The organism is Halobacillus sp. AWM4_238 (assembly GCF_056158265.1).
The window spans coordinates 61,966-76,890 of sequence record NZ_JBSWSY010000002.1; the positions used below are offsets into that span (position 1 = coordinate 61,966).

The 14,925-nt window shown below is 42.2% G+C and carries 11 protein-coding genes; 8 read left to right on the top strand and 3 right to left on the bottom strand.

Annotated elements, in window-relative coordinates; translation table 11 throughout:
* Nucleotide 1 precedes the first annotated feature (1 nt).
* Genes ACXACN_RS00365 through ACXACN_RS00375 form a run of 3 tightly spaced genes read right to left on the bottom strand, consistent with a single transcriptional unit; the run spans nucleotide 2 to nucleotide 3,713 of the window.
* Nucleotides 2-1,132 (bottom strand): Ger(x)C family spore germination protein, encoded by a 1,131-nt coding sequence (locus tag ACXACN_RS00365; protein ID WP_474961414.1) that lies wholly within the window; start codon nucleotides 1,130-1,132, stop codon nucleotides 2-4.
* Entirely contained in the window at nucleotides 1,129-2,235 is a 1,107-nt protein-coding gene (locus ACXACN_RS00370) for a GerAB/ArcD/ProY family transporter (RefSeq protein ID WP_474961415.1), read from the bottom strand. Before ACXACN_RS00370 ends, ACXACN_RS00365 begins: the two co-directional genes overlap by 4 nt.
* Nucleotides 2,232-3,713, bottom strand: coding sequence for a spore germination protein (locus tag ACXACN_RS00375; RefSeq protein ID WP_474961416.1), 1,482 nt, complete (start codon nucleotides 3,711-3,713; stop codon nucleotides 2,232-2,234). Before ACXACN_RS00375 ends, ACXACN_RS00370 begins: the two co-directional genes overlap by 4 nt.
* Nucleotides 3,714-3,875: 162 nt before the next feature.
* Between ACXACN_RS00375 and ACXACN_RS00380 the strand changes: the two genes are divergently transcribed.
* From ACXACN_RS00380 to ACXACN_RS00415, 8 genes are all read left to right on the top strand, one after another.
* The gene (locus ACXACN_RS00380) at nucleotides 3,876-4,895 is read left to right on the top strand and encodes a TIGR00341 family protein (RefSeq protein WP_474961418.1); all 1,020 of its coding nucleotides are present in this window, start codon (nucleotides 3,876-3,878) and stop codon (nucleotides 4,893-4,895) included.
* A 1,161-nt stretch (nucleotides 4,896-6,056) separates the two neighbouring features.
* Nucleotides 6,057-7,805, top strand: coding sequence for an ABC transporter ATP-binding protein (locus tag ACXACN_RS00385; RefSeq protein WP_474961419.1), 1,749 nt, complete (start codon nucleotides 6,057-6,059; stop codon nucleotides 7,803-7,805).
* Entirely contained in the window at nucleotides 7,802-9,829 is a 2,028-nt protein-coding gene (locus ACXACN_RS00390; protein ID WP_474961421.1) for an ABC transporter ATP-binding protein, read from the top strand. The genes ACXACN_RS00385 and ACXACN_RS00390 overlap by 4 nt, the downstream gene beginning before the upstream one ends.
* Nucleotides 9,830-9,860: 31 nt before the next feature.
* Entirely contained in the window at nucleotides 9,861-10,694 is an 834-nt protein-coding gene (locus ACXACN_RS00395; protein ID WP_474961423.1) for a S1C family serine protease, read from the top strand.
* 365 nt (nucleotides 10,695-11,059) lie between these two features.
* A complete protein-coding gene (sigI, locus tag ACXACN_RS00400) occupies nucleotides 11,060-11,797 on the top strand; it encodes an RNA polymerase sigma factor SigI (protein ID WP_474961424.1) in 738 nt (245 codons plus the stop codon).
* On the top strand, nucleotides 11,794-13,020 hold the full coding sequence (locus tag ACXACN_RS00405; protein ID WP_474961425.1) for an anti-sigma-I factor RsgI family protein: 1,227 nt from the start codon (nucleotides 11,794-11,796) through the stop codon (nucleotides 13,018-13,020). The genes sigI and ACXACN_RS00405 overlap by 4 nt, the downstream gene beginning before the upstream one ends.
* A gap of 72 nt (nucleotides 13,021-13,092) precedes the next feature.
* Nucleotides 13,093-13,494 (top strand): DUF1499 domain-containing protein, encoded by a 402-nt coding sequence (locus ACXACN_RS00410; RefSeq protein WP_474961427.1) that lies wholly within the window; start codon nucleotides 13,093-13,095, stop codon nucleotides 13,492-13,494.
* Nucleotides 13,484-14,905 carry a dihydrolipoyl dehydrogenase family protein gene (locus tag ACXACN_RS00415; RefSeq protein ID WP_474961428.1) on the top strand — a complete coding sequence of 474 codons (1,422 nt, stop codon included), beginning with the start codon at nucleotides 13,484-13,486 and terminating at the stop codon, nucleotides 14,903-14,905. Before ACXACN_RS00410 ends, ACXACN_RS00415 begins: the two co-directional genes overlap by 11 nt.
* The last annotated feature ends 20 nt before the right edge of the window (nucleotides 14,906-14,925 follow it).

A 14,925-nucleotide genomic window follows, 5' to 3' on the forward strand; every position in this document is an offset into this window, starting at 1 on the left:
TTTATTCTGTAATGCCGTACCGGAGGAGGGTGAACTGCACATCAAAATCGACTTGAAGATTGGGAATCTGTGCACGCCAATTTTCTTTTGTTACCCGGTTGGTCCTGTTTTGGGTGTTATATTTGGCGCCAAAGCCGACTGGATCGACTTGATGTTCGATGAGTATTTTCATAGTCTCCTGCAGGTGTTTTTTCATTTCTTTCTCGATCTGTTTTTCCAGAGCTTTTACTGCATCCTTCTGTTTCAAATCGATATCCTGGGTAATTTCCAGCAGGCGTCCTTCCATCTTCAAAGTTAGTGATTGTTTCGTTGGATCTCCTTTAGAAGGTTGGATCTTTCGATTGGTTTTTAGCTCGTGAATCGAAACATGTAAAGGCCCTTCCCCAGGTGGATCAATGCTTTCCTTTTTGTGATATTTCTTCATGGCGTTATCATCCAGCTGAATCTGGAACTGGCCGTGTTTGAATTCTTGTTTCATTAGCATGATATAGAATGTATGTTCATGGGGGGTAGTAAGGATGAAACGGTCATCCTGGAATAAGCTGATCCCATTGATCACGGCTTTCCCTTCCTCAAGGGTAAGAGAGGGAAGGATAGGGTCTTTTCCATCATCGTAATAGTCATGAAGGAAACTGGTAAGAATGGCATCGGGAATGGTTTCTTCGTTGATACTCTTTTTTAACAGTTCTTGAATGTAATTTCCCGTGTTAGGGCGGTCCTCGTCATTTTCGGATGTCAACAATTCTTCTGTAGGGACTGCACTGGTAGCCAAATATCCCATATCCGATACTGCGGCATCCCTTTGAAGAGTGTCCATGTACTTCATCATTCCCCGCTCGGCCAATTGATCCTCAAAGATTTCCAGGCGTACTTGTCCGGATACAAGTTGATGGCTTGTGAGTCTGCTTGTAGCAAAGCGAACACCTTTTGATGTATCAGCCTCCCCTGTGACGACCTGGGAAGTACTCGTTTCAGCAGGATCGAATTGGTACATGACGAGGGTGCCCCGTATCTTTTCACTCTCTGTCAAATCATATCCGACGGCTGTAATGATTCCTAAGGTTTCAATATAAGACTTTGGCAGACACCCTGCAAGTAAGCATAAAGCAAGCAATAGTGATGTCCATTTCATGAGGCATTCCTCTTTTTCAACTGTTTTTTCAAGAGAACCAGGATGTAGATCAATAAAGGATAGACAAAAACGATCCAAAACCCAATTTGTGCACTCAAATCGGTTAATTCGTTAAGATTGACCCTTTTCTCAGCGGTGATCGAGGCGATGAATAAAAGAATCGCCAAACCATAGAGTGTCGGCTTCTTTGGAAGGTTGAACAGTCTATTTGAGGAATGAACAATCATCCATCCAAATAGAACGATGTTTGGAATAACCACCATCATCCATAACGCAACAGCAATAAAATCAAATCGTTCTAAAACAGAGAAACTAATGATCTTGAACAAGGACAACGTGGCCCATACGGTCGACTTTAACTGATCAGGGCTGAAATATCCGATAGAGACAACAGTGACTAAAAGAATAAGGAACGTGGTAAAAAAGACAGCCGCATGAGCAGGTAGGGCTGCTCTTTTTTTGTTTTGGATAAATGGGTAGACAAAAAAGAGAATCTCTAGTCCAAGCACAGAATAGTTAACTTGCTGAACGCCCTTCAATAAACCAGGAATCGGTGTCTGTAACACCGGTAAGAAATGTCCCCAGTCCATATGGGTAATGGGTTTATAAATGTTAAAGGCAAGCCAGATGGTAAGGAAGAAAAAAACAACGCTTGTACCTACGACTACTCTGAACCCGCCTAATATGCTATATACCATGAGTGAGAGTAAGAAGAGAGCCATGAGCCAGATCGGCATTTCTGGAAAGACAAACACTTGAACCACTTCAATGTAATTTTTTATGATCGTTAATAGGATCATGAAAAAATAGAGGACATAGACGGTTCCTAGCGTTTTCCCAATCCAAACGCCGAACAAGTCTTGATGTATCCCCAGAATGTCCGCATTTTCATAGCAATTTAATATTTTAAGCATGATGAAAATGATGAAATGAAGGTAGAGGCCTGCGATTAAAACTGAAATCCAGGCATCCACACCCGCTTCAAGGACAAGAATTCGAGGCACTCCCATTAATCCAACACCGACTTGAGATGTGTGAATGATAAAGAAAAGGTAAAAAGCTTGAACAGCGCGGTCCGGGTGAAAAGGGATATTCGTTTTCATAAACGGTCCACGTCATTCCGCTTGGTCGCTTTTTCTTCACTATACCTAGATTTGTCTTTGGACATGATGCTTTTAGACCGATCTGCATTTTTTTGAAAAGGGACTCTGAACAATGATTCATTGAAATCGCTCCATTGCAATGGGTAGATGGGGGACAAGTAAGGACGACCCAGCGATTTTTGTTTTAATAAATGAATGACAAGGAAAGACAGGGCAAAGACGATTCCGATGATCCCCCATGCACCTGCCAGAAGGATCATTGGGAAGCGGATGATCCGGATAGCTGTCCCCATCAAATAACTAGGGGCTGTAAATGAAGCCAGGGCACTGAGTGCAATGATGATGATGAGGATGTTACTCGTGAATCCAGCTTCTACAGCAGCCTGGCCGAGGACGATTCCTCCAACGATGCCCATTGTTTGTCCGACCTTCGTAGGCAAACGGGCTCCTGCTTCGCGCAGCAATTCAATTAATATTTCCAACAAAAGTGCTTCCAGCACGGGTGGAAAGGGTACGGTCGATCTGGATTGTCCTAAGGATACAAGCAGAGTGCTTGGGATAATCTCATAATGAAACGTGAGCGCAGCCACATACATCGGTGTCAAAATAATGGACAAAGCCATGGAAATAAAACGAAGCAGCCTAATAAAACTACCCATATTCCAACGCATATACATATCTTCCGTCGACTCAAAAAAACTGAAGAGATTCATGGGTCCGATCAACATCGTAGGACTTTTATCTACCATAACCCCTACACGTCCCCGAGCAATCGCATTACAAAATCGGTCCGGCAGTTCTGTGAAAATCAACTGTGGGAAAACCGTACTAGAAGAGTCCTCGATCAGTTGTCCAAGAACACTCGTGTCTTCAACTTCTGCCACCTCCAAATCGCTGATCCTCTGTCGCATTGTATCCACATTTTCAGTATTAGCGAGAGATTTCAAATACACGATGCGAACTTCCGACTGGATCCGCTCGCCGACAATTAATTTTTCCATCACGAGATCCGGGGTATTCAAACGCCAGCGGATGACATTTAGGTTCGTAACAAGAGATTCAGTGAACGAAACCTGAGGTCCGAATACAAGTGATTCAGTTTCTGCTTGATTTAATGAACGGTGTTCCTGATTAGGTAGAGCAAAAAGGGCTGCTTCCTTTTCACCTTCAATATAAATGCATACACTTCCATGGATCATCTGCTCGATGATCGCATCCATTTTGCTTTCTTGTTTCGTGGAAGCGATGGGGATCTTATTCAGCAAGTCTTCATTGGACCAGGGACGAGTGGATTTAGTGATCGCTTCTAGTATTTCATCTTCTAGTTGGTCCCTGTTTACTTGATAATGAATGAATTGGACAATAATCAATTGCCCTTCATGATTAAACACTTTTTGGACAAGGTCCGGACTTTGGTTGAGCAATTCTTTGGTTGAAGACATGTATTCTTCTTTTTTCATTGGCAGTAGGAGAGACATAACGGAACCCCCTTTCTTCTCTTATCTAGGTAGAATTAGTATGTGGAAAATAGGAGACATTATGAAGGAGTGTTCCATTCTTCCGCATTTGGAAGGAACAGCAAAAGATCATTGAACCATTGTCACATCAAGTGTATGGTTGGCCGAAAAGAGGTGAATCCCATGAACTTACAACTGATTGAAGTGTACATTCCAGACCAACACTTCGATTCCATTGATGAGAAATTAAAAAAGTATGATCATCGTTCGTATTGGGTGTCCAGTGAATCAGAGGAACGAATGCTTGTCCGAATCCTCGTCCAAAAAAATGAAGTAGAAGAGATTTTGAACTATTTAGAGGAAGTTTCCAATGTGGTTGAAGGCTTTGAGACCTTGTTGATTCCGGTGCAAACCTATCTCTCTAAAGACACCATTCATGAAGAATCCAAAGAAAAAGAGGCCGAGAAAGAGAACGAAGAGGAGAAGTCACGTCTACTTCGAGCGAGTCGGCATGAGTTGATGAATGCCGCTGAAAAAAACGGTCATATTACTATGAATTATTCGTTACTTATTCTATTATCAGCTATTGTAGCTACTGTCGGGATCATTAAAGATAGTGAAGCGGTTGTCATTGGAGCTATGGTTATAGCGCCTATGATTGGTCCGGTTATCTCTGTTGCTTTTTTTGCAATTCTTGGGGATTATAAAGGACTTGGGCAATCAGCTGTAAGTTCGTTATATGGGATAGCGATTGTTTTGTTCATTTCCATAGCTTTCGGTTTTTTTACTGATGTCGGCATGGAAAACGCTCAATATTTGGATCGAACGAAAGTTACATTGATTGATATTCCACTGGGAGTAGCTTCCGGAGCAGCTGGTGCCCTTGCTTTTCTAAACCGGTTATCCGGCAACTTGGTGGGGGTCATGGTGGCTGTAGCCTTGCTCCCGCCATCTGTCGCTATGGGGATGTCAATCGGAGATGGATCAATGTCAGAAGCTTATGGAGCGTTTTTATTAGTGACGGTAAACATCATGTCCATCCTTTTAGCTGCCGTATCGATCTTTTCCATCAGCGGAATTCGTCCGGTCCGATGGGAGGAAGTCCAAAGAGCGAACGTTTCCCGACCACTCTCTATCGTTTTCGTCATCATCATCGTCCTCATCCTAGCCCTCGTCATCCTAGAAGGCCAGAACCTTATTTAACTATAGCTCCCTTTTCTTGAAGACTCAGTTTCGAGACGTTTGTGTGATTCTAGGGGCTCCGGGAAAAGGTTCGCTTTCCATGGGGCGGGCGGTGAGCCTCCTCAGGCTACGCCTTCCGGGGTCTCACCTGTCCCACACGTCCCATAGGAGTCTCACCGTTTCCCTCCGCCCCTTGACCATAAGAGGATCTCGAAACTCCTTCCAGGATAAGCTGCTTTACCTACAAGGAGAGGAGGGGGTTAATCATTATACCTAACACCAATGTAGTAGAGGACACTCTTCCCTCCTACGCAGGCATGACGCGCTATGTATCGAGCTTTTAGGTCCTGAATATCCGACGTCGGGAGGTTAATATTCTCGTCTTTATTCAATCATACAAGCTGATTCTTCCAGGAGTGATTTCGAGAGTCTCCCATGGTAAAGGGGCGGAGGGGAATGGCGAGACTCCTATCTTAAGTGTGCAGGCGCCTCGATCAGCGGCGTATGGACTGGACTGAGCTGGCGGAGATAAAGGAAACACGAAGAACGAAGTGATTCGATGTTGACTTATCGTACAGAAGCGAGGGAAGTCTCACTAGCCGCTTGGCGCCGGAACCGGATATCTACGAGGAAAAAAGTGCAGGGTGAGACCCCACAGGACGCAGTCCGAGGAGGCTCACCGCGCTCCCGCGGAAAGCGAGTCATTCCCCGCAGCCCCTATCCACTCAACAAAAGTCTCGAAATCGAGTCTCCAACAATCCTGCCATATGGTTAAATAACGACGGTTTGAAAAAAATGGTTGATTTAAAATTCAGAAAAATATATAATATATAATCATTGATACAAAGGGAGGTCACGATGATGAAAAAGCAACGTCTTCTATATAAAGACAACTTCATATCGATCGTGACTGAGAGCCGTTTGCTTATCTAACTTTGTTGACTACCGTTATAAAAGGAACAAGGTCACGTTGGTGCGTGCCTTTTTTATGTGAAAGCATACGTCAAAGGACGTATGCTTTTTTGTGTCTGGTTATAAATCGGTTACAAAACCGATTTTATATAATTCAATAAAAATTTTTAGAGGAGGAATGAAAATGGTTCACTACATGGAAAAGAAAGAATGGAACGAAGATTGGAAAGAGAGTGGTTAGCGGCTTTTTTTTAGAGAGGGTGGTAAGTAATGTTTAGTGTATTATTCAAGCTGCGATGGTTTTTTAAGCTTTATTGGAAGCGTTACACATTGGCGATCATAGCATTAATCGTTGTAAGTATGATTGATTTGATCCCTCCGAAACTTGTAGGAATGGCCATTGATGAAATTCAGTTCAACTCCTTAACCCGTGAACGTTTATTAGAATTGTTACTTATTTACGGTGGGATTATCATCGCGAGTTATACGATCTCCTATTTATGGGATTATACGCTTTTCAGTGGTGCGATGATGATGGAGAAAACGATGAGGTCCCGCTTGATGAATCATTTCCTGCGGATGACTCCTACTTTTTTTGGAAAGAACCGCACCGGGGATCTTATGGCTAGAGCGACAAATGACCTTAAAGCTCTGACGATGACGGCGGGCTTCGGTATTCTGACCCTGGTTGATTCGACGTTGTTTATGATGATGATCATTGCTGTCATGGGTTTTACGATCAGCTGGCCGTTGACGTTTGCGGCGTTGATTCCTCTGCCGATTATGGCCCTTGTCATGAATCGGTATGGAAAGGTCATTCATCAACGATTTACAGAAGCACAGGAATCTTTTGGAGAAATGAACAACCAGGTTCTTGAGTCCATTCGGGGAGTTCGAGTTATTCGAGCTTTTGTACAAGAAAAGAATGATGAACTGTCATTTAATAAAATGACGACCGAGGTTTATGACAAAAACATAGAAGTAGCGAAGATCGATGCATTATTTGAACCCACAATAAAAATCTTAGTTGGTCTTTCTTATACGATTGGACTAGGGTATGGAGCGAATCTTGTGTTTCAAAATCAAATCACTTTAGGAGAAATGGTTTCATTTAATGTTTATTTAGGGATGTTGATTTGGCCGATGTTCGCCGTGGGAGAATTAATCAATGTTTTACAGCGGGGCAATGCCTCCTTAGATCGTGTGCAGACGACGCTGGATTATGAATCGGATGTAAAGGATCCTTTATCACCCGTTTTTGTAGAAAAACCGGAGGAAATTGCGTTCAAGGGTGTTTCCTTCCGTTATCCAGGAGCAGACAAAGAGAGTCTTAGAGACGTTCATTTAACTATCAATCAAGGAGAGACCATTGGAATTGTAGGGAAAACGGGAGCAGGGAAGACAACGTTGTTTCGACAGCTCCTCCGTGAATATCCAGGTGTTTCTGGAAGCCTTGAGGTGAATGGTGTTTCTTTTGATGATCTTAGTTTAGATCAGACAAGAGCCTGGATTGGTTACGTTCCCCAAGATCAGGTGTTGTTCTCTAAAACAATAAGAGAGAATATTCAATTCGGTAAACCTCATGCATCTGACCATGAGATCAACAGGGTACTGGAACTCGCTCATTTTTTGAATGATATTCAGCATCTTCCTAAGGGGCTGGACACAAAAGTCGGCGAAAGTGGAGTGACGCTTTCAGGAGGACAAAAACAAAGGGTTTCGATCGCTAGAGCATTTATCATGGATCCTGAAATTCTTTTGCTGGATGATGCCATGTCAGCCGTGGACGGGAAAACCGAAGCTGAAATTCTTCACCACTTGAGACGGGAGCGACAAGGAAAGACAACGTTTATCGCTGCTCATCGACTATCAGCTGTAACCCATGCGGATCAAATCCTAGTGCTCGATGATGGAGCTGTCATTGAACAGGGAACCCACGATGAATTGGTTCAAAATGGCGGGTGGTATCAACAACAATATGAACATCAACAGTTGGAGAACGGGGAGGTGGGCTCATGAAGAAATCTACCGAGAGACAACTCTTCCAGTATGCGTGGTTGTTTCGTAAACGCATTTTCATCGGTCTTGTATGTTTGATCATCGCCGTCGCTTTGGAACTTACAGGGCCATTCATTGCCAAAAGACTGATCGATCAACATATCATGGGCATTGAAAATCAATGGCACCAGGTAGAAGAAAAGGATGAGCATTCGGTAACGTACAGAGGTGACCTGTATAAACGTTCGGATCGGAGTGATGCCTCAGAGGACCCACTCCAAATTCGCACCATTTTACAAGTTGGTCGTGATTATTATTTCACGGAAGAACAAGTACCTGTCACGGGAAACCGCCAATGGGAGGACGGGGTTTTGACGATTGAAACGTCTACCCGTACCTACACAGTAGATGCTGAGAAATTGGAGCTTCAGGAATTGTATCGCTTTTTTCTTCCTGAAATGAAGTCCATCTATTGGTTGCTAGGAATCTATGTATTGTTACTGCTCATTGCATCTGTGTTTCAGTTTTCACATACGTTTTTGTTGCAAAAGTCCTCAAATAGGATTATTAAAAAAATGAGAGATGATCTGTTTTCCCACATACAGACGCTTCCGGTTCAATTCTTTGTTAATCAGCCCGCAGGAAAAGTGGTCGCAAGGGTTACGAATGATACTGAGTCGATCCGTGAGCTCTATGTAAAAGTATTAGCAACTTTCGTGACGAGTTTCTTTTATATGGGTGGAATATACATTGCCCTGCTGCTGTTGGATTGGAAGTTAGCTTTGTTGAGTTTATTATTAATTCCTATTTTGCTGATATGGATGAAATTGTTCAAAGGGTATGCCGGAAGATATAACCAAGTGGTGCGTACCACGGTCAGTGATATGAACGGCAATATAAATGAAGCGATCCAGGGAATGTCAATCATTCAATCCTTTCGCCAGGAAAAACAGACATCTGTCGATTTTGAAAACTTAAATGAGCGTCATTTCACCTACCAGAGGAAATTGATCAGACTAAATGCTTTGACATCCTTTAACCTGGTGAATGTATTGAGGAATCTCGCTTTTGTAGCGTTTATCTGGTACTTCGGGGCAGGTTCTATTGGTCCTGAGGGGATTGTTACGGCTGGTGTTCTCTATGCATTTGTTGATTATCTTAATCGACTCTTCCAGCCGGTTACAGACCTCGTCAATCAATTGCCACAGCTGGAAGAAGCCCGTGTAGCTGCAGGTCGTGTCTTTGAAATCCTAAATGAACATGGAGAACTGGTCGAAGACACACCGATTGAACGGTATAAAGGAGAGATTCACTTCGATCAAGTGACGTTTGCATACGAAAAAGGAAATAATGTGCTTAAGGATCTCTCATTCAAAGTGAATCCTGGAGAGACCGCGGCCTTCGTTGGGCATACGGGTTCTGGTAAGAGTTCCATAATGAATCTGTTATTCCGTTTCTACGATCCACAGCAGGGAACTATACAAATCAATGGAAAATCGACGAAGGAGTGGTCGAGGCAGCAAGTTCGGAGTCACATGGGGATTGTCCTTCAGGATCCATTTATCTTTAGTGGTACGATCTTGTCGAATGTAACGATGAATGATGAGCGTATTTCCCGGGAAATGGCAATACAAGCATTGAAAGCTGTCGGCGCTGATCACTTTGTGGAAAAATTACCCGGAAAATATGATGAACCTGTCAATGAAAAAGGAGATACCTTGTCTATGGGAGAAAGGCAGTTGATTTCTTTTGCTCGAGCTTTAGCTTATGATCCTTCCATATTGATTTTGGATGAAGCGACGGCGAATATTGATACAGAAACAGAGCAGCTGATTCAAGAGGCTTTAGAGGTATTGAAGGAAGGGAGAACCACTCTAGTTATTGCTCATCGGTTGTCTACCATACAGCAAGCGGATCAAATTTTTGTCCTCAATCATGGTACAATAATGGAACAAGGGACCCATCACCAATTGATCCACAGCCAGGGAGAGTACTATCGAATGTACCAGATGCAGCAAGGTACTGTCGGGATCGAAGCGGTCTAGGTCCAAAACTGCTGACATGGAGGCAGGTTCTATGCATGAACAAGAATACGATAAAAAAGACATCATTGATGAAGATTTATATGAAGAAATAGACGATGAAGAATTATATGAACTCGTTCAGGAGGAAAAGAAAAAAGCATACGAAAGGGAGAGAATCGCTAAAGAAGATCAAAAAGAAAAGCGCCCTTTCCCTAAATGGATTTTCTGGTTGATTGCTTTCATGATGGTGCTGAATATCGTCGCTGTCCTTCCAAATACTTTTTCGATTCCAGCGATTGACTTCCTTATGACGTCTGCAAAGCTTTCAACAGACCAAGAAGTGCAAACCTATAAGGAATCCGTCGTCGTTGTTGAGGCGGGACAAAGCAAAGGAACGGGATTTGCATTCACTGAAGATGGATATATCCTTACCAATCATCACGTCATAGAAGATGAAAAGAGAATTTCAGTTGGCTTTCCAGAGGATGGCCTCTTCGATGCAGAAATGGTAGCCTCCTATCCTGAAATTGACCTCGCAGTCCTTGATGTAGAAGGAGAAAATCTACCTCATTTAGAGCTTGCTGATGAAGCGGTTTTTGATAGGCATGAACATGTGTACTTCATCGGGAATCCTCTTAAATTTACGGGGATTGCCAACGAGGGAAGTGTCATCGGTTATAAGCAGTTGTCGGATTGGAATCAACAAGTTCTTATGCTTGATGCGCCGATTTATCGAGGAAATTCAGGAAGCCCAGTCATCAACGATCAAGGAGAAGTGATTGGTGTGGTTTTCGCTACTCTCCATGATGACGAAGAGGGACCTGTAGGCCTTGCGGTTCCAATTGAATATTATTATGAACAGACAGAAAAAGGAAACCTACCTTAGGTTTCCTTTTTGTTATTCACGAGTTTAGATAAGCATTCTTCCTTTTTTGCATCGTGAGTATATTTACCTATAAAACACTCATTGAAATATATCATCTTTTCATGCATTGAAAGGAAGAGTCTTAAGCCTTATTTTTTGAAATGGTTATTTAATAAAATGTAACCCCTATGAAGTAGACCGTTCTGGCGTAGTTCAGTAAAATGGTCATGGTCAAGGACAATACCTTTTTACCTGACCCAATTAGAACAAACTTCAGAGATATTGGTTGATACGATTTTGTAATACAATTGAAATAATCTTTAAAAAAGACGCCCAAAAAATAAGAGCCATAATCGAAAACATTAATAGGCTGGAGGTGATAAAGGTTGATCAAACGTCTTTTTCAAAAAGCAAATCCCTCCCTGGATGAACAAGTAGCTTCAGCCAAACAGGGAGATGATGATGCACGTAATGAAATGCTTAAACAGTATCAACCTTTCATCGCCAAAAGTGTTTCTGAAGTTTGTAAAAGATATATTGACCCTAAAAAAGATGATGAGTTCAGTATCGGTTTGCTTGCATTCAATGAAGCCATCCAATCTTATTCTTGTGATAAGGGAAGTTCATTTCTTTCTTTTGCAAGGCTTGTGATTAAGCGTAAAGTGATTGATTACATCCGTAATGAGAAAAAACGTGTGCAAGTCACATCGCTTGATGAAGATTTCCATGACGAAGAGCAAATGGAAAATCCTATAGAAATTACGGCTGCCAAGGAGAAGTTTCAATTAGAAACAGAAGCTTGGCATCGTAAAGAGGAAATTATGGAATTTCAGGCCCAGTTGCAAAAGTATAAGCTGTCATTTGAAGAGCTGATTGACGCATCTCCGAAACATAGAGATGCTAGGGAATCTGCTGTTCAGGTGGCAAGGCTTGTTTATGAAGATGAATTTTTACGTACACAAGTCATCGACAAAGGACGGTTACCGATCAAAGACTTGGTCGATCGTGTTGATGTTAGTAAGAAAACCTTAGAGCGAAACCGTAAATTCATTATCGCATTAGTTCTCATCCTGAACGGGAATTACGTATATCTTAAGGATTATCTGAAAGGGGTGGGTATGTGAAAAAAGGTATTGTCATGGAACAGCAAAATGAATATATGATTGTCATGACCAGAGATGGCAAGTTTCATAAAGCTGAGAAGATTGACCATGCAGATATTGGGATGGAAGTTCAATTTAAAACGGCAAATGAGCGTAAAGTCCTGTATCGATGGACCCAGGTAATAAGAAATCATCATACGCGAGCAGCTGTCATAGCCATTATTTTTCTATTGATGGTCTTTCCAGTTTTTTTATGGTATGGGAGCAACCAGGCGTTTGCTTATATGAACATTGATATTAATCCCAGTGTTGAACTTGAATTGAATGAAAAAATGCAAGTCATAGATATGACACCACAGAATGAGGAAGCTGAAGCAATCGTTTCCTCTATGAAGAATTGGAAAAAGAAAGATGCCTCGGAAGTTACCTTTGAGTTGATCGAATGGAGTCAAGAGAAAGGGTACGTCAATGATGCGAACCAAGTCTTAATTGGTATCAGCTATTTAAAAGAAGAAGTGGATCGAAATTATACCGAAGAAATTGAAACGTTTCTTATGGAAAAAGCTACAAGTATAAGTATTGCTACCTTCTTGGTTCCAAAAGATCTACGAAAAGAAGCCATTGATCAAAAGGCATCGGTCAATGAAATGATTGCAGACAAGATAAAGAAAGAAGAAAGAAACCAAACAGGAGAATCAGACATCCCTGTTCATGTTGAAGATGATGACCGAGAAATTATTCAATCCTTTTATAAAGACGAAACATCTGAAGAAGAACAACAGGACAAGATTGAATCTGGTGCGAAATCAGTGGTTCCTCCCGTTGAGGTGAATCCTGAAAAACAGGCGGCTAAAGGTCAAGGAGTCGAACAAGCAGACCAAAAAGGAAGAAAGCAAGCTCCTGGTCAGCAGAAAAAAGACAAAGTACAGCCTGATCAAGGGAAAAGTTATATCGATAAGAAAGACAAAAAGAAAAAGCACATAGAAAAAAAGAACAGCAAGAAAAAACACATAGAAAATAAAAACGATCGAAAAGAACAAGAAAAGGGAAAAACTGATCCTCGAGAAAAAACTAAACCACTTCCCCCTCAATCAAAAGAGATAGAGAAGAGTATGCAAAAGGGGAAAAATTTAGGTTCGAAACATAATCATGAGCAGGATGACCAAAGCAGGGGGAAAAGCACCAACAAAAAAGAGAAATCTCCTCAATCTAATGGTCATTCTAATAATGGAAAGCACTCCTAGACAGTTAGGAGTGCTTTTTTGTTGAACAAGTGGTGAGGATAAGGGTATCGTGTAGAAAAAGGAGGAGTAATGATGAGCAAAGTGTATAGAGGCGTTAAGAACGGGAGACTCTCTGAGTGCCCGAAGTCTCCAAACTGTGTCAGTACTCAAGCAGAGCAGAAAGATAAGAAAATGGATGCCCTTGTTTTTTCCAAGGATTTAGAGACTACGAAGTCCTTGATTAAAGAGATATTAAGTGAGAGACCACGAACAACCGTTGAAACAGAGAATGAAAATTACATCCATGCCGTGGTGGAATCGAAGTGGATGAAATTTAAAGACGATGTCGAGTTTTACCTTGACCGGGAGGAAGAAGTCGTACACTTTAGGTCCGCCTCAAGAGTGGGGCATTCGGACTTTGGAGTCAATCGAAAACGAATGGAAGCCTTCTCCGAACAATATGAGTCGATGAGGAGGAAATCCCATGACGTTTGATTATCAAATCGCTGTCATCGGTGGAGGTTCAGGTGGTTTAACAGTAGCAGCAGGAGCAGCAAGTTTCGGAGCGAAAGTAGCTCTTATTGAACGAAAGAACGAACTTGGTGGGGACTGTCTTCACTATGGGTGCATGCCTTCGAAAGCTTTGATTCAGGCAGCTAAAGAGGTGAAAGAGGCCAGCAAGTACACACCATTTACCCAAGGTGATTATGAAGGGTTTTTCAAATCAGCGATGGAACGGGTGCGTGATGCTTTACAAGATGTCCAGGAACACGACTCAAAGGACCGGTTTACCAAACTTGGAATTGAGATTTATGAAGCAGAAGGAACATTTTTGGATGAACATACATTACAAGTAGGGGATAAGACGATTACAGCCAAACGTTTTGTCATTGCCACTGGATCTTCCCCCTCAACCCCTCCGATCGATGGTTTGGACGAAGTGGATTACTTAACGAATGAAACCATTTTCTCTCTCAAAAAGAAACCTTCTTCTATGGTAGTCATTGGTGGAGGAGTCATTGGAGTCGAACTGTCTCAGGCGATGAGTCGTTTAGGTGTAGATGTGACAGTAGTGGAGGGAAGTGAACAGATTCTATCTAAAGAGGATAAGGAAATTGCGAACTTGTCCCAACGTCTGTTATCTGAAGAGCTAACTATTTTAACGAATACAAAAGCTGAACATGTGGAGAAGGTTGGAGACCGTGTTCGTGTCCATTATACGAAAGATGGTGTTCAAAACAGGATCACTGCAGATACGATTCTTGTGGCTGCTGGAAGAAAAGCCAACATCGATAATCTTGGGTTGAAAAAGGCCGGCATTGCGACTGCAAAAGGTTCCATCCAAGTGGATGCGACTTTAAGAACCAATAAGAAACATATTTATGCTGTGGGGGACTGTAATGGATCGATGCCTTTCACGCATGTTGCAGGTATGGAAGGGAAAATCGTCGTATCTAATGCTGTTCTGGGCCTTTCCAGAAAAGCTACTTATGAAAAAATACCATGGGTGGTCTACACAAATCCCGAGATCTATCATCTCGGATTGACCGAAGAAGAAGCCAGAGATCAATATGGAGAGGACTTGTTAACCTTCAAAACAAAATTAGCGGACAACGACCGGTTTATGGCGGAACGGAAAAAGGAAGGGCTTGTAAAAGTCCTGACCACAAACCGAGGGAAAATCGTCGGAGCTCATGCTGTAGGTGAAGGAGCTGGAGAATGGATGCAGGAAATAGGAACTGTGCAGGCACTAAATAAGAAGTTTCAGAGCATCTCGAATGTTGTACACCCTTATCCGGCTAAAAACAATGTTGTCTCTCAAACCGCAGATCTTTATTGGAGAGAGAAACTGTTTGGAAGTAAATGGAATGACCTTATTCGTTGGTACGTGAAAAAATGGAGGTAAGTAAAGCATGAAAAATGCGT